The organism is Mesorhizobium sp. L103C105A0 (assembly GCF_000502215.1).
Classification (GTDB): domain Bacteria; phylum Pseudomonadota; class Alphaproteobacteria; order Rhizobiales; family Rhizobiaceae; genus Mesorhizobium.
This window is the reverse complement of sequence record NZ_AYXF01000005.1, coordinates 319,089-339,890: the sequence shown is the minus strand read 5'-3', so window position 1 is coordinate 339,890 and position 20,802 is coordinate 319,089. Positions and strand designations below refer to the sequence as shown.

Annotated in this window: 20 protein-coding genes and 1 pseudogene; 10 read left to right on the top strand and 11 right to left on the bottom strand. The window is 64.5% G+C overall.

Annotation, left to right across the window (positions count from 1 at the left end; all coding sequences use genetic code 11):
* The first annotated feature begins 73 nt into the window (after positions 1 to 73).
* Positions 74 to 436: a hypothetical protein gene (locus X727_RS147520; RefSeq protein WP_023834512.1), complete on the top strand. Its 363-nt coding sequence runs from the start codon at positions 74 to 76 to the stop codon at positions 434 to 436.
* Positions 437 to 460: 24 nt separating this feature from the next.
* On the opposite strand, the gene X727_RS147525 is transcribed toward X727_RS147520, so the two are convergent.
* The 3 genes from X727_RS147525 to X727_RS147535 form a co-directional block, all read right to left on the bottom strand.
* A complete protein-coding gene (locus X727_RS147525) occupies positions 461 to 769 on the bottom strand; it encodes a hypothetical protein (protein ID WP_023685481.1) in 309 nt (102 codons plus the stop codon).
* A 14-nt stretch (positions 770 to 783) separates the two neighbouring features.
* The gene (locus tag X727_RS147530; RefSeq protein WP_023685482.1) at positions 784 to 3,333 is read right to left on the bottom strand and encodes a caspase family protein; all 2,550 of its coding nucleotides are present in this window, start codon (positions 3,331 to 3,333) and stop codon (positions 784 to 786) included.
* Positions 3,334 to 3,577: 244 nt separating this feature from the next.
* Positions 3,578 to 4,813, bottom strand: coding sequence for an ROK family protein (locus X727_RS147535; protein ID WP_023685483.1), 1,236 nt, complete (start codon positions 4,811 to 4,813; stop codon positions 3,578 to 3,580).
* A gap of 166 nt (positions 4,814 to 4,979) precedes the next feature.
* On the opposite strand from X727_RS147535, the gene X727_RS147540 reads away from it, so the two are divergent.
* From X727_RS147540 to X727_RS1000000165645, 3 genes are all read left to right on the top strand, one after another.
* The gene (locus X727_RS147540; protein ID WP_023715137.1) at positions 4,980 to 5,636 is read left to right on the top strand and encodes an SGNH/GDSL hydrolase family protein; all 657 of its coding nucleotides are present in this window, start codon (positions 4,980 to 4,982) and stop codon (positions 5,634 to 5,636) included.
* 158 nt (positions 5,637 to 5,794) lie between these two features.
* Positions 5,795 to 6,940 carry a sugar ABC transporter substrate-binding protein gene (locus tag X727_RS147545; RefSeq protein WP_032886623.1) on the top strand — a complete coding sequence of 382 codons (1,146 nt, stop codon included), beginning with the start codon at positions 5,795 to 5,797 and terminating at the stop codon, positions 6,938 to 6,940.
* 71 nt (positions 6,941 to 7,011) lie between these two features.
* The gene (locus X727_RS1000000165645) at positions 7,012 to 8,874 is read left to right on the top strand and encodes an ATP-binding cassette domain-containing protein (RefSeq protein ID WP_081726142.1); all 1,863 of its coding nucleotides are present in this window, start codon (positions 7,012 to 7,014) and stop codon (positions 8,872 to 8,874) included.
* Between the two features lie 18 nt (positions 8,875 to 8,892).
* Here the strand turns inward: X727_RS1000000165645 and X727_RS147550 are convergent, their stop codons facing one another.
* The 3 genes from X727_RS147550 to X727_RS147560 form a co-directional block, all read right to left on the bottom strand.
* On the bottom strand, positions 8,893 to 9,897 hold the full coding sequence (locus X727_RS147550) for an NAD(P)-dependent alcohol dehydrogenase (RefSeq protein WP_023672529.1): 1,005 nt from the start codon (positions 9,895 to 9,897) through the stop codon (positions 8,893 to 8,895).
* Between the two features lie 48 nt (positions 9,898 to 9,945).
* Positions 9,946 to 10,218: a hypothetical protein gene (locus X727_RS147555; protein ID WP_023672530.1), complete on the bottom strand. Its 273-nt coding sequence runs from the start codon at positions 10,216 to 10,218 to the stop codon at positions 9,946 to 9,948.
* An 86-nt stretch (positions 10,219 to 10,304) separates the two neighbouring features.
* The gene (locus X727_RS147560) at positions 10,305 to 11,057 is read right to left on the bottom strand and encodes a thioredoxin family protein (RefSeq protein ID WP_023685489.1); all 753 of its coding nucleotides are present in this window, start codon (positions 11,055 to 11,057) and stop codon (positions 10,305 to 10,307) included.
* Positions 11,058 to 11,447: 390 nt separating this feature from the next.
* On the opposite strand from X727_RS147560, the gene X727_RS147565 reads away from it, so the two are divergent.
* Positions 11,448 to 12,668, top strand: coding sequence for a hypothetical protein (locus X727_RS147565; protein WP_023834511.1), 1,221 nt, complete (start codon positions 11,448 to 11,450; stop codon positions 12,666 to 12,668).
* A gap of 29 nt (positions 12,669 to 12,697) precedes the next feature.
* A complete protein-coding gene (locus tag X727_RS147570; RefSeq protein ID WP_023834510.1) occupies positions 12,698 to 13,330 on the top strand; it encodes a PQQ-binding-like beta-propeller repeat protein in 633 nt (210 codons plus the stop codon).
* 52 nt (positions 13,331 to 13,382) lie between these two features.
* Here the strand turns inward: X727_RS147570 and X727_RS147575 are convergent, their stop codons facing one another.
* A complete protein-coding gene (locus X727_RS147575) occupies positions 13,383 to 13,688 on the bottom strand; it encodes a hypothetical protein (RefSeq protein ID WP_023689804.1) in 306 nt (101 codons plus the stop codon).
* An 85-nt stretch (positions 13,689 to 13,773) separates the two neighbouring features.
* A pseudogene (locus X727_RS1000000169055) lies at positions 13,774 to 13,866 on the bottom strand (oxidoreductase); the annotation flags it as partial.
* A 106-nt stretch (positions 13,867 to 13,972) separates the two neighbouring features.
* Between X727_RS1000000169055 and X727_RS147580 the strand changes: the two are divergent.
* Positions 13,973 to 14,317, top strand: a complete 345-nt coding sequence (locus X727_RS147580) for a PQ-loop domain-containing transporter (protein WP_023685493.1) — start codon at positions 13,973 to 13,975, stop codon at positions 14,315 to 14,317.
* 37 nt (positions 14,318 to 14,354) lie between these two features.
* Here the strand turns inward: X727_RS147580 and X727_RS147585 are convergent, their stop codons facing one another.
* Entirely contained in the window at positions 14,355 to 15,086 is a 732-nt protein-coding gene (locus X727_RS147585; RefSeq protein WP_023673885.1) for a DUF2270 domain-containing protein, read from the bottom strand.
* A 239-nt stretch (positions 15,087 to 15,325) separates the two neighbouring features.
* Here X727_RS147585 and X727_RS147590 point away from each other — a divergent pair, with 239 nt between their 5' ends.
* Positions 15,326 to 17,620: a cation:proton antiporter gene (locus X727_RS147590; RefSeq protein WP_023834509.1), complete on the top strand. Its 2,295-nt coding sequence runs from the start codon at positions 15,326 to 15,328 to the stop codon at positions 17,618 to 17,620.
* Between the two features lie 30 nt (positions 17,621 to 17,650).
* Here the strand turns inward: X727_RS147590 and X727_RS147595 are convergent, their stop codons facing one another.
* The gene (locus X727_RS147595) at positions 17,651 to 18,859 is read right to left on the bottom strand and encodes an MFS transporter (protein ID WP_023735437.1); all 1,209 of its coding nucleotides are present in this window, start codon (positions 18,857 to 18,859) and stop codon (positions 17,651 to 17,653) included.
* 247 nt (positions 18,860 to 19,106) lie between these two features.
* Between X727_RS147595 and X727_RS147600 the strand changes: the two genes are divergently transcribed.
* Positions 19,107 to 19,535: a VOC family protein gene (locus X727_RS147600; protein ID WP_155922514.1), complete on the top strand. Its 429-nt coding sequence runs from the start codon at positions 19,107 to 19,109 to the stop codon at positions 19,533 to 19,535.
* Between the two features lie 95 nt (positions 19,536 to 19,630).
* Here the strand turns inward: X727_RS147600 and X727_RS147605 are convergent, their stop codons facing one another.
* The gene (locus X727_RS147605; protein ID WP_023834508.1) at positions 19,631 to 20,218 is read right to left on the bottom strand and encodes a dihydrofolate reductase family protein; all 588 of its coding nucleotides are present in this window, start codon (positions 20,216 to 20,218) and stop codon (positions 19,631 to 19,633) included.
* Positions 20,219 to 20,350: 132 nt separating this feature from the next.
* Between X727_RS147605 and X727_RS147610 the strand changes: the two genes are divergently transcribed.
* Positions 20,351 to 20,767, top strand: coding sequence for a helix-turn-helix domain-containing protein (locus tag X727_RS147610; RefSeq protein ID WP_023727056.1), 417 nt, complete (start codon positions 20,351 to 20,353; stop codon positions 20,765 to 20,767).
* Positions 20,768 to 20,802 lie beyond the last annotated feature (35 nt).

Genomic DNA, 20,802 nt, shown 5'->3' with positions numbered 1-20,802 from the left:
ATTCCGCCGCCGAGGCGCTTTTCACGATTCCATCACGCAGGTTCCCACGCGTTGCTCACGGCGCTTGAGGAGATTGTTCGCACTGGATCTCTTTTCGCAGGAGGATACCGTGCATCACCCTGGCCCGACCGAGTGGCCCATCTGGCATGACGACCCCGGGCGCGACCGGCAGGAGCTTGGCGCACCATCGCGTCACGATATTGCGCTGGCCCTTTATCTCGAAACACAACAGGCCCATCGGGCATTGGCGGCTCGCAGACTCGATCCGGCGGCGGTCGTGGCCTCTGCACTGGCAGCGTTCGTCCGCTGCCTTTTCCGTGCAGCGCTGCGCCGAATTGTCCGCTGGCCAACCGATGCCGCGACAGGGATGGACGATTTCGGCTTGACGTTGTCCAAGGCTCATGCGGATCTTAGCAAGACCCTTTGGGGCCGCTGAGTGCAGCGCCCTTGGTCGACGATCTCATCCCCAACCGCCGCCGCCGCCGCCAGCCCCACCGCCGCCTCCGCTGCCGCCGAGAGAAGGAATCACGGGCGGCTTTTGCGGGATCTCCTCGGCCGGCTTCACCACTTTGCCGGTGGTCGCCTTCTTGTATCTGACCACCTTTGGCTGAGGTGCTACGCGAACCACCTTGCGATGTTTCACCGGCGGTGCCGGCTCAAACATCGGCGACACCGAGGTGCAGCCCATGAGCCCGGCCAGAACGCCGGATAGAATTATCCCGATGAATGCCTGCCCGATGAATGTCTGCTTGAATGCCTTGCCCACCATGGCCTCCTTATTGTTCAGAACAAATCCCGACGCGGATTGGCTTCTTCCCAGACCCCCCGGGCCGCATTGACCAGTTGCGTGTCCAGCGAACCGGACGCGGGAATCTTCGACTTGAGCTCTCGACGCAGGGCGTCCAAAGCTGCCGTTTTCGGCTTGGTGCCGAACTGCGCCAGGCCCTTTTTGGCGTCCGGCAGCTCCTTGCGCAGATCGAGCGCGACGGCGAATGCCAGGAAGCGCACCGCGACAGCCTGATCGGCCTTGTCGCCTTTCGCCATTTCAAGCGCCGCGCGATCATAGGCGCTCGACGGATCGCCGCGCGTGGTCGCCAGTTCGAACAGCCTTTGCGCTTCCGCCGGGTCCTGGCGCACACCGGCGCCGTCCCTGTACATGCGGGCGAGGCTGCCCGGAGCGTAGGGCTGGCCAAGATCGGTGGCCTGCTGGAACAACGCCTGCGCCGTCTTCGGATCCTTGTCGATGCCCTGGCCGGCCAGGTAATTGCGGCCGAGCAGGTTCATCGAATACATGTCCTGGCGCTGCACCCCCGCTTGCAGGAAGGCGACGGCGCGGGCCGGATCGGCAGGCACGCCGTTGCGGCCCTCGGTGAAGATGGCGGCAAGATCGTTCATGGCATAGGTGTGCCCCATGGCCGCCGCCTTGAGCAGCAGGTCGAGGCCCTTGGCCGTATCGCGGTTGACGCCATAGCCATTGAACAGCGCGCGTCCCCACGAGGTCATGCCGTAAGGATCGCCCTTGTCTGCGGCAGCCTTGTAGAGAGCGTTGGCCTGGGTGCGGTCTATGGTCGTTCCGGTTCCGGTTGCGTTGAGATAGCCGAGTTCGAAGACGGCGCGCACATGGCCTTTCTTGGCGGCGTCCTCGATGGCTGTCCTGGCCTCTCTAACCTGGCCTGCCGCAAGCAGGGCGCGGCCGAGCTCGTAGTGGAAGCGGGCGACGTCTGGATAGGTTTTCACGGCCGCCTCGCAGGCTGCCACCGCACCGGCGCCGATCTCGTTCGGCAGCAGGCCGGGCACCACCCCTTGCAGGTCGAGAGGCTCGCCGGCGGCGGTATCGCAGGCATCGACCGTCGGCGACAGCTTCATTGTCGCGGGCTTAGCCGAGCTGCTGTCGGCCCGGATTTCGAAGCCGACCTCGACCGGCGCGCCGGCGCCGATCTGCGGCTCGTAACGGAGATGGTCGACTTCACCGGCCAGAAGGCTGGATTGCGGCGACAAGGTTCGATCAGGCAATGACAGCGTTCCCGTTGCCGGATACCCCGAGACCTTCAGGCTGACCGCCGGATCGTCGGTGGGGAAATCCAGATTGAGCGCGACCGGGCCGACGCCGACGGGAATATCAAGCTTGCGGTTCTCGATTGCTTCGGCGGCGCCGGTGATGTGGATGCCGCGCTCCAGCACCTGCTGTTTCTGCTCGGCCTCGAGCGAAGCCATGATCTGCTGGCCGGCAGCGCCTTCGCCGCTCTTGACGCGGAATACGAGTATGCCCTGGCTCCCGCCGCCCCAAATGTCATGCGTGGCGTAGGCCAGCATATCCACCTCGTCCTGCGTGGCGGCTCCTTTGGGGATATCCATCTGCAGGCGCGGCAGGTCCTTGCCGGCAATCGGTTCGCCCACCGCGACGTCTTTGCCGTCCAGCACCAGACGGCCCATTGCCGGCGGCCGTTCGATGCTGATGCTGATGGCGCCGCCATCGACATCGACCGGCTCCGGCAGGCCGAGAGCGACAGGCCCGACCCCCGACAGCACCACCTTCTCCAGCACTGGCGGCAGCGAAGGCCGATTGTTGCGGCGCACCAGCACCACGTCGTCGATCAGCGAGGAATTTTCCCATGGCACCTGCATGCCGTTGGTGGCCTGCACGACATCGCGGCGCACCGCCGACATGACCGTTCGGATCTCCTGGTTCGGCGCCAGCGCGCGCCGCGAAAACGCCGATGAAAACGGGCTCAGGTCGCCGCTGCCGTCATAGGCGACCGCACCTGGTTCGGTGGCGAAGGCAATCAGCGTGTTGAGCGAGCTTCGCACCTGCGCCAGCCCATTATTGCCGGCGGTGACAAGCTGGTCGCGCAGCCAGTAATTGTTGCGCGGGAAGGGGTTGTTGCGGCAGGCATCGAGGATGATCACCTGGATCTTCGACTTCGAGCGCAGCTGCTCCAGCACGTCGTTGAGCTTGATGGCCTGGACCTCGATGTCGGCCGCCTTCTTCAACGAGGCGTCGACGGGTATCAGGAAATTCTCGCCGCCGATCTGAAAGCCGTGCCCGGAATAGTAGACGACGGCGAGATCGGCGCCGTCGGCGGCGGCAAGATAGTCCCGGAACTGGCCTTCGAACTGCTGCTTGGTGAGGTTCTCGGCGACGAAAACCTCGAAGCCGGCCAGCCGGAACGTGGCCGATACGTCCTGGGCATCCTTGGCCGGGTTCTTCAGCGCCGGGATGTCGCGATAATCGGAATTGCCGATGATGAGCGCGACCCTTCGATCGGCGCAGGCCTCAAAGCTTGTGAGGCCGGCAAGGATGAAGGCCGCGATGAATCCGCAAAGTCGGAGCATGACAAAACTCCTGGTCGCGGCCTGACGCCGACGAGAACACCGCTTGCGGCATCAAGGTCCGTTGAGAGTATGCAACCTGCCACAGCATAAAGTGAAAGGCCCGTCACCGCCAGACCATGGCAGGCGATTTCTTTCGGCGTCGACCGACCGCAGAGTGCAAGTAGCACGCGCTTCACGAGCAGGTATGTGACAAGTCTCACAGTTCGCTGTTTTGGGGGAATGCCTGGTGCCGGCGGCTGCGCGCCTATTCCTTGAAGAGCAATTCCTTGTCGTTCGAATATTTCACCAGCAGCGGAATGCTGGCGCCGCCGATAACGGGGCCGAGATGGCCAAACGTCCCCTCGATGACAGAGAACGGCTCGGGACGATCGACAAGGATACGTGCCAGTTTTCTGCGCATGGCCTTGGCGATCTCCTTGCGCACGCCATTGGGTATGGCGCCATCGATCACCACATTGTCGATGTCGAGCAAGGCAACGGCACTGCGGGCGGCATAGGCAAGCCCGTCCGAAACCTCATCGATCCACGCGGTGACCGGCTCTCCAAGGTCGCCCCAATCGTCGGGCGACGACCAGATGCGGCCGGCGTCCTTCTCCCCATTGTCCTGGTCGTTGAGCTTGCCGGCCAGCGAATGCAGCGAAGCGACGCGCAGCAGAGGCGTCATCCGGTCGCCCCTGCGCCCCGGCGCGGGCACCGGCATGTCGCCTAGCGCCCCGGCCAGCTTGTTGCGGCCGGGGAACAAGTGATGATCGAGCACCAGGCCGCCGCCGATGAAGTGCCCGACATAGGCATAGAGAAAGTCGGCGCGCGATCCGCCGGCGCCAAACATCAGTTCGGCCGCGGCCGACACCGTGGCGTCGTTGTAGAGGAACACCGGCCAGTCGAACGCCCGGTCCAGTTCGGCGCGAATGTCGATTTCCCTCCAGGCATCCAGCCTGCTCGCCGGCACCGCGCCCTCTTCGCTCAGGTTCCACTGATGGAATGGCGAGGCGATGCCAAGACCCGCGATGCGGTCTTGCTCTATCGATCTGTGCTTGCGGCACATGCGCGCGATGGCGCCCTTGGCGAATTTCATCACCTCGACGGGCGTCGGATAGTCGAACAGTGTGCGTTCGAACGACATCACGTCGCCGACGAAATTGACCAGGGCGACATCGGCGCTGCGATGGTCGACCTTGAGGCCGAAGGCGTACGCGGCTTTCGGGTTCAACGCATAGGGAACCGAGGGTTGCCCCAGCCGTCCGCGCAAAGGCTCCAGGCGCAGCAGCAGCTTGTTGTCGGCGGCGCGGTTGACGATGGTGGTGATGGTTTGCGCGGCCAGCCCGGTCAGCCGCGTCAAATCGGTCTTAGCCAGCTGCCCGTGCCGGCGGATGAGCGAGACGATCAGGCGTTCGTTGTAGATGCGGCTCTCGGCCTGCGTGGTTCCGCCGCTGCGGCCCTCGGCGATCTTTTCGAGACTGAAGAAGCTGGTTCCGGTCACGCTTTCCCCTGCGCAAGGAGTTTGGCCGCAAGGCGAGCCGATCAAAGCGCTGACGTAGCAATGCGGGCCTGGCAAGGCAACATTTAAATCCACCCGATGGAAAAATGTAGTTGACGCCGGCCGGCCCGCTGTCGTTCAAAGTATGCAGGCCTGGAGGAGCAATGCCGTGACGCAGACCCGGACCATCATGTGCTTTGGCGATTCCAATACCTATGGCGCCATTCCCACCCTGGCCCGGGTCGGACGGCACCGCTTCACGCCCGACCGGCGCTGGCCGGGCATCATGCGCCGCCAGCTCGGCAGCGGATGGGATGTGATCGAAGAAGGGCAGGGCGGGCGCACCACCGTGCACGACGATCCGATCGAAGGTCTCCACAAGAACGGGCTCAAATCGCTCCCGGTGTGCCTGGAAACGCATATGCCGCTCGACCTCGTCATCCTTATGCTCGGCACCAACGATCTCAAGCATAGGTTCTCGGTAACGCCGAATGATGTCGCTGATTCTATTGAGATCTTGGCCAGAATTGTGCTGCGCAGCGAAGCTGGCCCCGCAGGCGTGGCGCCCGCGGTCCTGATTGTTGCGCCGCCGCCGATGCTGGAGGTCGACTGGTTCGGCCAGATGTTCCTGGGCGGCGCTTCAAAGTCGATGCACTTTGCCGGCTTGTTCCGTGATGCCGCCCGGCGCGCCGGCGCCGCGTTCTTCAACGCCGGCGATGTCGTCGAGTCGAGCGCGGTAGACGGCATTCACCTCGACAGCGACGCGCATCGCGTGCTCGGCACGGAATTGGCCAAAGTCGTCCAGTCGCTGATCGGCAAGGCGTGATCGCGTGGGCGAGTCACCCGACTATCTCTGATTAATTAATTCCACTGGAAAAAGTTTTGACTTGCGAGCGGGAAGGTGGGTATCTGGGGAGACTGGGAAGAGTAGCGACCGCGAGGCTTGCGATGCGCGGCAACAATCAACGACAGGGAGGAAGTGAAATGCGATCTGACAGGAACATGATGCTGGCGACGCTGCTCGGCGTTGCCGGTGTGCTCGCGGGCGGTACCATTCTGGCAGGCGCGCAGGACGGCCCGGCCGGGCTCACCAAGCCGGCGGTATTTGCGCCGTTCGATCCGAAGGCGCCGGCCTGCAGCCCACCGCCCGGCCTGAACAAGGTGCTGGCCTTCGCGCAGGATAACGAGCGTGAATTCATGCAGGGCGTCGACCGCGGCCTGGCCGCCGCCGCCAAGGATCGCGGGCTGGGATATCGCCGCGCGCTTGCCAACAATGACGCCGCCAAGGGGGTCGAGCAGGTGCAATTGTTTCTCGCCTCCAAGATCGGCGGTCTGGTGGCGGCGCCTGTGGACCCGGCCTCCATGAGCCGCAGCCTGCAGGAGCTTATCTGGTCGGGCGCCTATGTCGGCACCATCGTGCCGCCGCCAGCCACGTCGCTGCTCAATGCGCCGCAATACGAGACCGGCAAGGTGCTGGCCGAAGCGGCCGCAGCCTACATAAAGGACAAGCTCGGCGGCAAGGCCAATGTCGTCATCCTGTCCCATGACAGCATGGAATTCCTGGCGCCGCGCTTTGCCGCCATGCGCGACATCTTCAAGGCCATGCCTGATGTCACCATCGTCGCCGACATCTCACCCAATCCCGTCAACAAGGAAGGCGGCTTTGCCACGATGAGCACCATTCTCCAGGCCCATCCCGACGTCGATGTCGTGCTCGGCGCCGACACGGTCGTGCTCGGCGCGCTGGCTGCCCTGGAAGCGGCGGGCAAGGCGCGGCCGGACCAGTTCCTTGGCGGCATCGACGGCGAACCGGAGGCAGTCGCCGCGATCAAGAAAGGCGGCGGTCCCTACAAGGCAAGCATCAGCCTGGCGTCGCCAGTCTTCGCTTATGCCATGGGCCAGCACGCGGCCGACTGGCTGGAGGGCAAGAGCATCCCGCAGGCGATGGATATCCTGCCCGTGGCGCTGACCAGCGACTACATGGCCCAGTACGAGGCCGATGTCGCCGACCCGGCCGCGGTCTACAAGGACCCGAAGCGCCGCGATATCTATCTCAGGATGTACGGCAACATCTGCTACGATACGCGCGACCAGTATGTGAATTTCCCCTGGTCATCCGAGGCAAAGTAGCGCCTGTTTTTCCCGCGCGATACGGGCGGTTCAGCCTGACCTGAAACCGCCCGCTTCAGTGAGAGGCAAGCATGAGCACAGACAGCCTTCGAACGGGGACGACACCGCTGCAAACGGGCCGGTTTTCATCCTTGCTGCCGGGCGTCAAGGCGCCGGGCGAAGCGTCTGGCCGCATCGGGCTGGCGCTGGTCGCGCTGGGCTTGATCATCGCCTTCTCGCTGTTGAACAAATCGTTCTTCAGCCTCGACAATTTCGTCGTCATCGGCGTCAACTCGACCTCGATCCTGATCGCCGTGCTCGGCACCTCCGCGCTGCTGATCGCCGGCTATGTCGACCTCTCCATCGGCAGCATGGTCGCCTTGATCGGCATCATCACTGCCAAGGTTGCGGTGGCGACGCAGAGCGCGCCGCTGGCAATCTGCGTCGGCCTGGGTCTCGGCCTTTTGCTCGGTCTGCTCAACGGTCTGCTGGTGCGCAGGCTGAGCATCTCGCCGTTGATCGTCACGCTGGCGATGCTGGCGCTCTATGGCGGCCTTGCCTTCGTCGTCTCCAGCACCGCGGTCTATGGTTTTCCCGAGGCTCTGCTCGAATTGGGGCGGGGCAAGATCTTCGGCATCCAGTACACCGTGATCATCGCCGCATCTGTCTTTGTCATCGGAGCCTTTATCTTGACCAGCACGGTCACCGGCTTGAGGCTCTACGCCATAGGCGGCGACCCGCGCGCAGCCGAACTCTGCGGCATTCCGGTGGGGCGCACGGTGGTTGGCCTCTACGCCGCCAATGGCTTGCTGATCGGCCTGGTCTCGGTTCTGATCGCCGGTCGTCTCGGCAGCATCACGCCGACCATCGGCGTTCGCTTCGAGCTCGACGTGCTCACCGCCGCGATCCTTGGCGGCGTCGCTTTTTCCGGCGGCTCCGGCCGGCCGCTCGGCATCGCCATCGGCGTTGCCACCATCGGCATCCTCAATGCAGGACTGATCTTCGTCGGCCTGCAATCATGGTGGCAATCCATTTCGGTGGGAAGCATGCTGTTGCTGGCGTTGGTGGCCGACCAGGCTGCGATCGGTTTTCGCGGCCGGCGCGCTCGGGCCGCCGCGACCAACTTCACGGTGGCGGACAATGGTGCCGTCGCCTCGGCCGGCCCTGCCGTGACGGAGGGCAATGGAGAGGCCCCGCAAGGTCCGGCATTCTCGATTGCCGGCGCCCGCAAATCCTACGGCGCGCTGACGGCATTGGAAGAGGCGAGTTTCACGGTCGGCAAAGGCGAGATCGTCTGTCTGCTCGGCGACAATGGCGCCGGCAAGTCGACGCTGGTGAAGATTATTTCGGGCGCCATCCAGCCCGATGCCGGCGCGATGACCCTCGAGGGCCAGCCGATTTCCTTCAGGAGCCCGCAGGATGCACGCGGCGCCGGCCTGGAGACCGTCTATCAGGATTTGGCGCTCTGCCCGAACCTCAGCGTCGCCCACAATATGATCCTCGGGCGTGAGGAAACGCGGCGTTGGCTCGGTGTCTTCCCGGTTCGCGACGACCGAAAGGCCGCCGAGCAGTGTCGTGCCCGGCTTGCCGCGCTGGGCGTCACGCTTCGCGACGAAAACGTTCTGGTGCGCTCGCTGTCGGGCGGCCAGCGGCAGTCCATCGCCATTGCCCGCGCGCTTGCCGATCACGTCAAGCTGATCTGCCTCGACGAGCCTACCGCCGCGCTCGGCGTCAAGCAGACCGCGCAGGTCGTCAAGCTGATCCGTTCGATCGCCGCCAGCGGCACCGGCGTCATCCTGGTCACGCACGACCTGTCGACGGTCAGGGCGCTGGCCGACAGGATCGTCGTGCTCAGCCTCGGCAGGGTGGCTTACGACGGCTCGGCCAAACAGCTGACCGCCGATCAGCTCTGGGGCCTGATGGCAAGCGGGACGCTGGCGCCGGCCGCTGGGTAGGAATGCCGATCGCAGGATCTAAAGCTCGAGGCAGACCTTGCCGAAATGCCTTTGCGCTTCGTAGTGCCTGAAGGCGGCGGCGATATCCTGCAGTGGAAAGCTGCTGTCGATGACAGGCTTCAGGCGGTTGACCTCTATCGCACGGATCATGTCCTGCTGGTCGGCTTTGCTGCCGATGGAAATTCCGCTGATGCGGATCTGGTTTGAAAACAGCGCCGGGATTGAAACTTCTGCTGCAAAGCCGGTCAGGACGCCGATGAGTGCGATATGCCCGCCTGTCCGGCAGGCCGCTATCGACTGCGCCAGCGTCGCCGGTCCGCCGACCTCGATCACATGATCGACGCCGCGTCCGTCCGTCAGTTCCCTGGCCCTGCCGCCCCACTGCGGCACCGCCTTGTAGTTGATGACGCTGTCGGCCCCGAGTCGTCTGAGCTTCTCCAGCTTCCCTTCATCGGACGAGGTGGCGATGACCCTTGCGCCGGCGGCCTTGGCAAATTGCAGCGCAAACAATGACACGCTGCCGGTGCCAAGGATCAGCACCGTGTCGCCGGGCTTTACCTTGCCGCATGTCACCAGCCCGCGCCAGGCGGTGACGCCCGTGCAGGTCAGCGTTGCCGCCTCGAGATGCGTATAGCCCGCCGGCGCCCTGGTGAATGCGTGCGCCGGCATGCACACATACTCGCTGGCGAAGCCGTCGAAACTGTCTCCGGGAATGTCGCGGCTTGTATCGGATCTCATGTCGCCGGCCAGCCACCAGGGGTAGAAAACACTGACGACGCTGTCGCCCGGCTTGAACGTGTCGACGCCGTCACCGATCGCGATCACCTCGCCGGCGCCATCCGACAGCGGCACGCGGCCTTCGGCGAGCGGCACCTTGCCTTGTACGGCGAAATCGTCGCGCATGTTCAGCGCGCAGGCGCGAATCCTGACCAGCATTTCTCCCGGCCCAGGCCGGGGCTGATCCACCTCGACCAGGTCGAGCTTGTCCAACCCGCCCGGCGCTCTCAGCCTGACCAGCTTCATAGTCTCTCTCCGACGTAAAGAGCGTTAGCATGGCGGCGGCGGTCCAGCCTATCGCCGGACCGGCCGGCCGGAAATCACGCGCAGCCAAGGCGCCAGATGGACGGCGCTCATCAAGAGATACATCAGCGGCATGCCGGTGAGCGGGGAGGCATCGGCCCCCAGGCACGACATGACGCCGTCGCCAGCGTGAATGCAGGTAAGCAGCGCCATCACGGCGAAAACAGGGGCCGCGGCGAGGCACAGCCAGTCGGCGGTGCGGAGAGAAACTGCATCGGAGCGTTTAGGGACCTCACTGTCGGTCCCTGTGCCGATATCGCTCATGGTCGTAATCCCTTGATGATCAATGCCCGGGTTTCCTGTCCCGTGAGGGACAGGAAACCAAGCTGGATGGGCGCCGCTCCAGGTCCTTACTTGCCGTCCTTGTTGCGGAACGCGGCTTCGCCGGCCGCCGACACTTCCTCCCACGTCTTGTCGGGTGCGGCGTCGTAATTGTCGTGCCAGTTCCACCAGCTGTAGAGCTCGGTCTGCGGATAGCCTTCGGGCGAATCCTCCCAGATTTCCTGGCGGCCGAGCGGCGTTGCGTCGAGGTAGCTCCAGACCGTGCCCATCTGCTCGTCGCCGCGGTTGTTGATGAAGTAGGTGCGATACACTTTCTTGCCGTCCTGGATGAACACGTTGTGGCCGTGCCATTCGTCGACGCCGAAATCCTTGTCGAAACTGTCGGTGATTGTGTACCAGGGCATCTCCCAACCCATCCGCTGCTTCAAGCTGGCAATGTCGGCCTGCGGCGCGCGGGAGGCATAGGCAAGCGTGGTGTTGCGGGCGTTGAGATGGGCGAGATGGCCGACCTGGTCGGCGCCGAGCGAACAGCCGCGGCAGGCATGTTCGGGCCAGCCGTGGACGCCGGGTTCGTAGAAGGCGCGGTAGACGATCAACTGGCGCCGGCCCTCGAACAAATCGAGCAGGCTCGCTTTGCCGTTGGGACCTTCAAACACATAGGGCTTGTCTACTTCCATCCATGGCATGCGCCGGCGCTCGGCCGACAGCGCGTCCCTGGCGCGCATCGTTGCCTTTTCCTTCACCAGCATCTTTTCGCGCTCGGCTTCCCATTCCTGCCTTGAAACGACCGGTGGGGTCTTCATTGCCACGTGCTTGGTCATTGCTTGTTTCCTTTGCCAGTTGTTGAGCCGTTGTGGCTTGTCGTTGCCTGTTGATCGTGAGGCAGGCTAGGGCCGCGAGGCGGCGAGGGCGGAGTTACAAATGTGACGGCATTTGCAGGCGGGCCACCGCAGCAGGGGTGGCGAGGCCGCACGGTGGGCTCGAAGTCCTCGGAAGCAGGCATGGTCGGTTTTTCCTTATTGAGAAGCTTAACACGACTGTCTGAGATGCTCAGGCTAGCGAATGCGAATATTGCCGTCAACGCAGGCCTGGGCGTCTTCAACCAGTCCAGATGGCTAGGTCGCCGTCCGCGGCTTGCTGCTTGGCGGTGGTGACTTAAGTTAGGGCCGATTAAGGGGAGCGGTGGGAGTTACAAATGTGACGGGATTTGCATGGACTCGCTGATCACCGCGGCAGGGCTGGCGCTGGCGGCGGGCAATCCGCTGGCGGCACTCGACCGCGTCGCCTTGCGCGAGGATGCCCCGGCGCTGGCGTTGCGCGGCATTGCCATGGCGCAGCTCGGCGATTTCCATCGCGCCAAAGTACTGTTGCGTAGGGCCGGCCGTGCCTTCGGTCCAAAGGAGGCGGTGGCGCGCGCCAGGTGCGTTGTCGCCGAAGCCGAGATCGCACTTGTTTCGCGTGATCTCGGCTGGCCGTCCAAGGCGCTCGACGCGGCGCGGTCGACATTGGAAAAGCATGGCGACCGGCTGAACGCGGCGCATGCCGGGCATCTCAAAGTGCGCCGCCTGCTGCTGATCGGCCGCCTCGACGAGGCTGAAGACGTGCTGGCTGGGCTCGATCCGTCGCCGCTTCCGCCGGCCTCACGCGCCGCGCATGAACTCGCGGTTGCCGGCATCGCCATGCGGCGCCTGAAGACGAAGGCCGCGCGCGCAGCCCTTGAGTGGGCGCGCCATGCCGCCCGCCGGGCCGGCATTCCGGGTCTCATGGCGGAGGTCGACAGCGCCTTCCTGGCGCTGGAGACGCCGGCGGCGCGGCTGATCGCAGGCGGCGAGGAGCATCCGCTGTTGCTCGAAGAGGTCGAAGCGCTGCAGGCGTCGCGCGCGCTGGTCGTCGATACGTTCCGCTATATCGTGCACAAGCAGGAAACAACGATCTCGCTGGCAACGAGGCCGGTGCTGTTTGCGCTGGCGCGCGCGCTTGCCGAAGCCTGGCCGGCGGATGTGCCGAGGGCGACGCTGATTGCCCGCGCCTTTGGCGGCCGGCATGCCGATGAATCGCATCGCGCCAGGCTGCGGGTCGAGATCGGCCGGCTGCGCGCCGAATTGCGGCCGCTGGCGGGCATAGGCGCGACCAGCCAGGGCTTTGCGCTAAAGCCGCGCGAAGCAGGCTCCGTGGCGGTGCTGGCGCGGCCGATCGAGGAGCGGCACGCCGCGGTGCTGGCCTTCCTGGCTGATGGTGAATCCTGGGCCAGCTCGGCGTTGGCGCTGGCGCTGGGCGCCGGACAGCGCAGCGTACAGCGGGCGCTCGAGCAGTTGGCCGAGACCGGCAAAGTGCAGTCCTTCGGCCACGGCCGGGCGCGGCGCTGGATGACGCCACCGGTCGCTGGTTTCACGACCACCTTGTTACTCCCGTCGCCGCTGCCGAACGGCTAGGAAAGGTGACCATGATCGAGGACCAGGACATGAAACATTCAGCAGCGGAAATCCTGCGCGAATACGGGCCCTTTCCTGATGTCGACACCGTGCACGGCGTGAGCTTCGACGGACAGAATGTCTGGTTTGCGACGGGCGAGCGGCTGACCGCCTTCGATCCGGCAAGCGGTGAGACGCTGCGCTCGATCGATGTCGCCGCCCATGCCGGCACCGCCTATGACGGCCGACATCTGTTTCAGCTCGCCGGGGACCGCATCCAGAAGATCGACCCGGATACCGGCAAGGTGCTCTCCATCATCCCGGCGCCCGGCGCAGGCCGCGATTCCGGCATGACCTGGGCCGAGGGCACGCTCTGGGTGGGGCAAAACCGGGAGCGCAAGATCCACCAGATCGATCCCGAGACCGGGAAAATCCTGCGGACCATCGACTCAAACCGCTTCGTCACCGGAGTGACCTGGGTCGATGGCGAGCTCTGGCACGGCACCTGGGAAGGCGACCAGAGCGATGTCCGGCGCGTCGATCCGCAAAGCGGAAAGGTGCTGGAACGGCTCGACATGCCGGCAGGGGTGGGCGTTTCCGGGCTCGAATCCGACGGCGGCGACCGCTTCTTCTGCGGCAGCGGCCCCGGCGGCATGGTGCGATCAGTGCGTCGGCCGAAGTAAGGCCGTCAAATATTGGGCCGGCAGCATATTTCCTACGGTCATCCCGCCGAGATCATATCCCGGAGCCGTCGAGCAGCGGGACGTCTTCGCCTTGCCACGGACTTGGCATTGAAGCCCGGCTCAGATTGGCCGTCGGCAGCGGCATCCAGCATTTTAACTCCGGTTCGGGGTATTCGATCACCCGTCCTGGCGACGAATCGGAAGAGCGCCAGCCCTCCGTGCCGAACTGGTCGGCGCGCGACCAGTAAGCGAGGTCGACCTCGGCCGGCCCCTGTTCCGATGGCCTGACCGTGACCAGGATGCGGCTGCCGTCCTTGGGCGCGCTCGCCATGTGCCGCCAGCGATCGGGTTCGTCCATTCTCATGTCCTCCTGCACGTTGCAGGGATAGTCGCCGCGCTCTTGGCAGCGGTCAACCCGAACTTTGCCCAAGCACGAGATCTGTTTAGTACTCCCGCGCCGTCGGCCGAAACAGGATCTGGTTCATGTCGACCTCGTCGGGCTGGCTCACGGCGAACGCCCACATGGCGAAAGAATCCGGGTGCCGGGCCGCAACAGGAAAATCAAAGCCGGCATGTGAACGGGCTCACATGCCGCCACTGCAAGGAACGCTATGGGACGTCCGGCCATGACAGGGGTTTCGGATGACACTTGCAGATCTGTCTTTTTATCTCTTCACTATTTTCAATGGCTTGCGCGTGGTGTCCTACCTGCCGCAGATCGTGCGGGTGGCCCGGGACAGGCACGGGGCGTCGGCGATTTCCTACGCGACCTGGCTGTTGTGGACAGGCGCCAACGCCACGACGGGACTCTACGCCCACATCAATCTGAACGATCCCGCTCTGGCGGCGATCAACTGGCTGAACGCCGTATGCTGCGTGCTGGTCATCGCGCTCACCGCCTACAAGCGCCATCGCGCACGGCTTCCGGTTGAGGAAGCCGCAAGCCGGTCGGAAGCGACCGCTCTGTTGGTCGACAATGTCTGCTGAAGATCACCGCGGCAGATTGCGCTTTTCGAGGCCGCTCTCAGACATGCACGGTGCCATGCGAAAGCTCGCCCTCGTCGCTTGAGATGAGGAAAGCGGCTGCGAGCAGGCCGACATAGAACAGCCCGACCATGCACACGACATAGATGCCTGGAACCGGGCCGAGCTGCGCCACGCGCGCGGCGTCGAGAAATGACGCGCCCAAGCCTATCGGCGACCCTTCGCGCTGCAGACTGGGCGTCGTGATCTTCAGCACCCACGCCAGCATCAGGATCGTGTACATGAAAATGTAGTTGCGGCGCAGCCGGCGCACCAACGCCGCGCGTTGCGAGATCAGGAAGCGCGGCGAACGCAGGCCTTCGCCGACGATGGCCAGCCAGTTGGAGGCGTAGTCGGGCTGCGGCGAGAAGATCTGCGCGAAATAATAGCGCTCGAACTGGCGCACCCTGGCCCGGTAGACATCGAAGAAACGATAGCGCCGCGCCTCGATCCATAGCAGCAGCGTGGTCAGCAGCATGGCAAAGAGCAGCACCCCGTGATGGGCGCTGGGCGTCGAGAGTGAGACTGAGAGCATGGCGGCGACGACAGTAATCGCCCAGTTGCTGGTACGGTCCAGCCGGTCGCGCCAGCCGGCCATGCGGGCGATTTCGGCGCGGTGGAAATGCGACATGGTGGCCACGAATTCCGATGAGGTGAGCTTCAGCGCGAACGCATCAGAGGCCCGCGGCGCTGCAGCCGCTTCGTCGGTTTTCACGGTCTTGACCTGGGACATCCCTTGCCACTCGCCTCCCAACGCCATGGCCGGCCGAAACGACGCCGGTCATCCCCATCCGCGCAACGCGCAATCGGTTGAAAATGTTCCGTCGCCGGCCCGGGTCTCGGCGGTTTATCCGCAGTCAGATAGGCCCGTTATGCGATTCAGGTAAGGAGGAACCTGCGGCGCGCTAAGGGAGCGTGGCGTGCAACCGATCTCGCCCTCAAAACGTTATACCGGGCACAATGAGGGGGTGCATGTCCTTCGTGGTCAACCGGCGCCGGTCGGTCGCGCTTGCCGCGGCAGCTTTCGCATTCATGCCGGCCGCATCGTTGGCAGCCGAAAAGACCGGCATGTCCAGCGAGGGCATTTTCGTTCTCGAAATCCTCCTTCTGCTTCTCGTCGGCCGCGGCATCGGCGAGTTGCTGGAGCGTCTCGGCCAGCCGGCGGTGATGGGTCAGCTCATCGGCGGCATCCTGCTCGGGCCATCGCTGCTCGGCTGGCTATTGCCGGAAGCAGAACGCGTGATCTTTTCAGGCGACGCCACCCAAAAGAGCATGATCAGCGCCATCGCCCAGCTCGGCGTGTTGATGCTTCTGTTGCTCACCGGGATGGAGACGGATCTGCGGCTGGTGCGCAGGGTCGGCCATGCGTGCTTTTCCATCTCCGCCGCGGGCGTCGCCGTGCCTTTCGCGCTCGGCTTCACCGCCGCGCAGTTCATGCCGGCCTCGCTGCTGGCCGACGGAACCGAGCGCATTGTCGCCGGTCTCTTCCTCGGCACGGCGCTGTCGATCTCCTCGGTCAAGATCGTCGCCATGGTGGTGCGCGAGATGAACTTCATGCGCCGCGATCTCGGTCAGATCATCGTCTCGTCGGCCATCATCGAGGACACGATCGGCTGGGTGATCATCGCCATCACCATCGGCATCGCCACCAAGGGGCGCATCGAGCTCGGCAGCCTTGCCTTCACCATTGTCGGCGTCGCCGCCTTCATGGGGTTTTCCTTCACGATTGGCCGCCGCATCGTCTTCGACGCCATCCGCTGGACCAACGATACGTTCCGCAGCGAATACGCCGTCGTCACCGTCATTCTCGCCATCATGGGCGCAATGGCGCTGATCACCGATCTGATCGGCGTCCACACCGTGCTCGGCGCCTTCGTCGCCGGCATACTGGTTGGGGAATCGCCGATCCTGTCGCGTCATATCGAAGGGCAATTGCGCGGCGTCATCATGGCGCTGTTCATGCCGGTTTTCTTCGGCGTCGCCGGCCTTTCGGCGGATCTCACAGTGCTTGTCGACCACGAGCTTGCGCTACTCACGGCCGCTTTGGTGCTGATCGCCAGCTTCGGCAAATTCGCCGGCGCCTTCATCGGCGCCGAGCTTGCCGGCATGAGCCGCAAGGAAGGCATCGCCGTCGGTTGCGGCATGAACGCGCGCGGCTCGACCGAAGTCATCGTCGCCTCTATTGGCCTGTCGATCGGCGTTCTGTCGCACAATCTTTTCACCATGATCGTGACCATGGCCGTCATCACCACGCTCGCCATGCCGCCGACCTTGCGTTGGGCACTCGGCCGCTTGCCGATGGGCGAGAACGAGAAGAAGCGTCTGGAGCGCGAGGAGATCGACCAACGCGGCTTCATCGCCAATCTGGAACGACTGCTGGTGGTGACCGATGAGGGCGTTGTCGGCCGCTTTGCTGCTTACCTCGCAGGAGTCGTGGGCGCCGGCAGGCCGACGACGGTGCTGCATGCCCGAGGCGAGGGGGAGGAGGCCGAGCCCGGCACGGATGCGAAGCTCGAGCCGATCGAAAAGGGTGCCGAGGACAGCCGCGAGGCCGCCAGGAGTTCGGACGAGGAGCTGGCCCGCGCGGCGCCTGTCACGCGGCGCCACGAGGCCGAGCTTTCGGCCGAAACGGTTGCCAAGGAGGCGCGCAAAGGCTATGGGCTGCTGCTGATCGGGCTCGGCCGCGCGGTCACGTCGAAAGGTGGGTTTGCCCGCCGCATCAACGAGATCGCCGGCGCCTTCGAGGGCCCGCTATGCCTGGTGCTGAAGGCGACCGGCGCCGGCCGCCAGATGCCAAGGCTAGGACCTGAAGGCGGGAAGATTCTGGTTCCGGTCAACGGCACCGCGATCGCCCGCCGGGGTGCCGAAATGGCGCTGGCGATTGCAGCGGTCACGGGTGCGCGGGTCAAGATACTTTATGTCGCGCGCGTCGGCCGCGACGAACCGCGCGACACTGTCTCGCATCGCCGCAGGGAGGCGGTGCTGAAGGATACCGTCGCACTAGCCGACCGCTATGGCGTCGAGATCGAGACGGCCATCCGCAGCCGGGCCGCCGCCGCCGATGCCATTGCCCGCCAGGCCGGCAGGGGGGCGGCGCTGATCGTCATGGGCGTGGCGCGGCGCCCTGGCGAGGAACTCTTCTTCGGCGAGACGACCACCGGCGTGCTGCAGCGCTGCCAATGCCCGGTGGTGCTGATCTCGGACGCCAGGCTCAGCCGCGACGACGAGGGCAGAGAAGAGCTGCGCTCGGGAACGGGGACAGGGTGATGAGTATTTCCCCTCGAGGGGAAATTTCGCTCATGCCGCCTGCAGCCTCTCTCGGCCGGGCTGCGGCGGGAAGGCGATGGCGATGCCGGCAGCACCGAGGCCGATCAGCGCCGAGCCGATGAACAGCCAGGAATAGCTGGCATAGGCGTCGAAGATCATGCCGCCGGCGAGCGGGCCGAACGACATGCCGAGGCTGGACAACAGGGTCGCGGCGCCAAGTATCGTGCCGATGATGCGTGGCCCGAAATAGTCGCGCGCCAGAACCGCATAGAGCGGCATGACGCCGCCATATGTGGCGCCGAAGATGATCGCCAGGAGATAGAACTGCTCGAGATTGCCGACGGCGAGATAGGCGGCGATCACCACCGCCTGGATGGCGAGGCCCACGATCAGCACCGGCTTGGCGCCCAGCCTGTCGCCGAGCACGCCGTAGAGCACGCGCCCGCCAAGGCCGGCAAGGCCCTCGACGCTGTAGATCGACACGGCTGCCATCGGCGCCACGCCGCACGACATGGCATAGCTCACCATGTGGAAGATCGGCCCCGAATGCGCCGCGCAACAGGCGAAGAAGGTCATGCCCAGCACCAGGAATTGCGGCGAGCGCAACGCCTGGCCGACTGACATGCCGGGGGCCGCGGCAGGTGCGGGCGCGCTGCCATCCGCTGCCGCGACCGCCGCCGACGGCTGGAGCACCAGGAAGACGGCCGGCAGCAACAGCACCCAAGCCATGATCCCGATGTCGAACATGGCGGTACGCCAGTCATAGGCCGTGATCAGCCAGCGTGCGAAGGGCGAAATGGTCATCGGCGCCACGCCCATGCCGGCCGAGACCAGCGACACGGCCAGGCTGCGATGGGTCTCGAACCAGGCGGTGGTCAGCGCGATCATCGGCGCGAAGAAGGCGCTGGCCGCCAGCCCGACGATGACGCCATAGCTCAGCTGGAAGACCAGCAGCGATTGGGCTCGGCTTGCCACCACCAGCGACAGACCGAGCAGCACCGCGCCGGCAAAAACCACCGGGCGGGCGCCGACACGGTCATAGATGGCGCCCCAGGCGAAACCGCCTGCGCCCATCACCAAGAAATTCAGCGTCATGGCGCTGGAAATGCCGGTTCGCGACCAGTTGGTGTCGAGCGCCATCGGCTCGAGAAAGATCGCCAGCGAAAACATCGCGCCGAGCGCCACACAGGTCATCAGCGCGCCGCACGCGACGATCACCCAACGGTAGGAACTGTTCATGCTCTTCTCCCGAGATCGGTTTCGATGCGGCGCCACTCGCTCCAGCTCCGTTGCGCCGCTTGCGTCCGAAGGACGTTGGCGGGATTTCGAATCCGACAATCCGGTTGCATTTTTTATCCGGTCTGCGCGGAAGTCCATCCGGATATGACAAAAGCAGGGGCGTAAGGCTGCCAAGCGCGCCGACAAGATAGACTGCCGAATTGACGAGCCGCTCCGCGGCACTAGCTTTGTGGTCTCGCGACGGGAGATATCGCTCATGGAACTGCATCGCGGCCGCCTCATCGACCACGTCCAGCTGGTGGTCAGGGACCTCAAGGCGAGCCGGCGCTTCTATGAAGCCGTCTTCAAGGTGCTCGGCATTCCGATCGGCGGCGAGGCCGAGGACTATTTCTGGGCCGACGAGCTGTTCATCTCAAGCCTCGACAGCCGGGCGGCGAGGGGACAGCTGACCGGGCGCCATCATCTGGCCTTCCAGGCCAGGGACAAGGCCATGGTCGATGCGTTCTACAAGGCTGGCCTCGATGCCGGCGGGGCCGACAATGGCGCGCCGGGTGAGCGGCCCTACCACCCCGGCTACTACGCCGCCTTCCTGCTCGACCCCGACGGCAACAACATCGAGGCGGTGTTTCACGGGCCGGCAAAGCGAAGTGCCGCTTCGGTCGAGATCAATTTCTAGCGCAGGTTCACGAGGAGCGGGTTGCGGTGATCCGTCCGGAGTTCTCGCAAAAACAAAGAGTTGAAGCGGTCCACGGATTCAATCTCTGAACTGCTTCACATTGCCGGCGCGTAGCGGTTCACCACCATTCCGCAGGCATAGGCTTTAGAGCCGAGCAGGCGCAATTTCAGGAAGCCGCCACAGTCGAAAATCCGCTCGCCGTCGCCCAGCGCGGCCGGATTGATGAACAGCTGGAACTCATCGACCAGTCCCGCTGCAATCAGCGCCGAGGCAAAGCCGGCGCCGCCGAATACCGCCATGTCGCCTTCACCTTCAGCTTTCAGCGCCTTGACCTCGCGCGGCAGGTCGCCGCTGGCAAGCGTCGTGCGCTCCCACCGCGATGCCGCGAGCTTGTCGCTCAGCACCACCTTGCGCGCCTCGACGATGCGCTGCGCAAAGGCGTAGAAGGGATCGCGCGGATAGTTTTTTGCCGCATTGCCCCAATGGGTTAGATAGCCTTCTTCGGCCATCTTGCGGCTGAGCAGAATGGTATCGATGCCGGCGAACACCGCGTTGAAATCCTGCTTCAAGTCGTCGTCCCACGGGCAGTTGGCGCCCCATTCCCAGAGCTGCCAGTGCTCATCGCCGGCCGCGCCGACAAAACCGTCGACCGATATCTGCATCTGCAGGATTAGTTTTCTCATCGTCGTTCTCCTGAGCTCTGGTGTCACCAGCGCCAGGTCAGGCGGCGTTGGTTATTGCTTTACTTTCGGAACCATTGACATGAGTGAAAAATGATGTCAATAGTAAAGTGATTTAAAAATGGAAGCATTTAAATGTCGACCAGGGAAAGATCCGGCTGCCCCATCAGCCTGTCGCTCGAATTGCTCGGTGACCGCTGGACGCTGCTGATCATCCGCGACATGATTTTCGCGGGAAAAAGGCACTTCCGGGAGTTTCTGCTATCAGGCGAAGGCATCTCGTCGCGCACCCTGGCCGAGCGGCTGCAGACCTTGCAGGATGAGGGCATTGTCACCAGAAGCGACGACCCCACGCACAAGCTCAAGGCGATCTACAAGCTGACGGAGGCGGGCATCGACCTGTTGCCGGTGCTGGCGACGCTCGGCGCCTGGGGCAGCAAGTACCGCAACGCCGATGACGAGCTGGCAAGGATCGCCGACGAACTGGCGGGGGGCGGCGAGGCGGGCCTGGAGCAGATAAAGAAGAAGCTGCGCGCCGAGCATATCGGCTAGGGAGCAACGCCAGCCCTCCCTTCGCGGCCGGGATG

What these genes read in the sequence shown, in the direction of transcription:
- X727_RS147565 (WP_023834511.1), top strand. Translation starts at nt 11,448, where the DNA reads ATGGACTCGCTGATCACCGCGGCAGGGCTGGCGCTGGCGGCGGGCAAT.
- X727_RS147585 (WP_023673885.1), bottom strand. Translation starts at nt 15,086, where the DNA reads ATGTCCCAGGTCAAGACCGTGAAAACCGACGAAGCGGCTGCAGCGCCG.
- X727_RS147590 (WP_023834509.1), top strand. Translation starts at nt 15,326, where the DNA reads ATGTCCTTCGTGGTCAACCGGCGCCGGTCGGTCGCGCTTGCCGCGGCA.
- X727_RS147525 (WP_023685481.1), bottom strand. Translation starts at nt 769, where the DNA reads ATGGTGGGCAAGGCATTCAAGCAGACATTCATCGGGCAGGCATTCATC.
- X727_RS147545 (WP_032886623.1), top strand. Translation starts at nt 5,795, where the DNA reads ATGCGATCTGACAGGAACATGATGCTGGCGACGCTGCTCGGCGTTGCC.
- X727_RS147575 (WP_023689804.1), bottom strand. Translation starts at nt 13,688, where the DNA reads ATGGACGAACCCGATCGCTGGCGGCACATGGCGAGCGCGCCCAAGGAC.
- X727_RS147610 (WP_023727056.1), top strand. Translation starts at nt 20,351, where the DNA reads ATGTCGACCAGGGAAAGATCCGGCTGCCCCATCAGCCTGTCGCTCGAA.
- X727_RS147580 (WP_023685493.1), top strand. Translation starts at nt 13,973, where the DNA reads ATGACACTTGCAGATCTGTCTTTTTATCTCTTCACTATTTTCAATGGC.
- X727_RS147555 (WP_023672530.1), bottom strand. Translation starts at nt 10,218, where the DNA reads ATGAGCGATATCGGCACAGGGACCGACAGTGAGGTCCCTAAACGCTCC.
- X727_RS147550 (WP_023672529.1), bottom strand. Translation starts at nt 9,897, where the DNA reads ATGAAGCTGGTCAGGCTGAGAGCGCCGGGCGGGTTGGACAAGCTCGAC.
- X727_RS147605 (WP_023834508.1), bottom strand. Translation starts at nt 20,218, where the DNA reads ATGAGAAAACTAATCCTGCAGATGCAGATATCGGTCGACGGTTTTGTC.
- X727_RS147560 (WP_023685489.1), bottom strand. Translation starts at nt 11,057, where the DNA reads ATGACCAAGCACGTGGCAATGAAGACCCCACCGGTCGTTTCAAGGCAG.
- X727_RS147570 (WP_023834510.1), top strand. Translation starts at nt 12,698, where the DNA reads ATGAAACATTCAGCAGCGGAAATCCTGCGCGAATACGGGCCCTTTCCT.
- X727_RS147530 (WP_023685482.1), bottom strand. Translation starts at nt 3,333, where the DNA reads ATGCTCCGACTTTGCGGATTCATCGCGGCCTTCATCCTTGCCGGCCTC.
- X727_RS147595 (WP_023735437.1), bottom strand. Translation starts at nt 18,859, where the DNA reads ATGAACAGTTCCTACCGTTGGGTGATCGTCGCGTGCGGCGCGCTGATG.
- X727_RS1000000165645 (WP_081726142.1), top strand. Translation starts at nt 7,012, where the DNA reads ATGAGCACAGACAGCCTTCGAACGGGGACGACACCGCTGCAAACGGGC.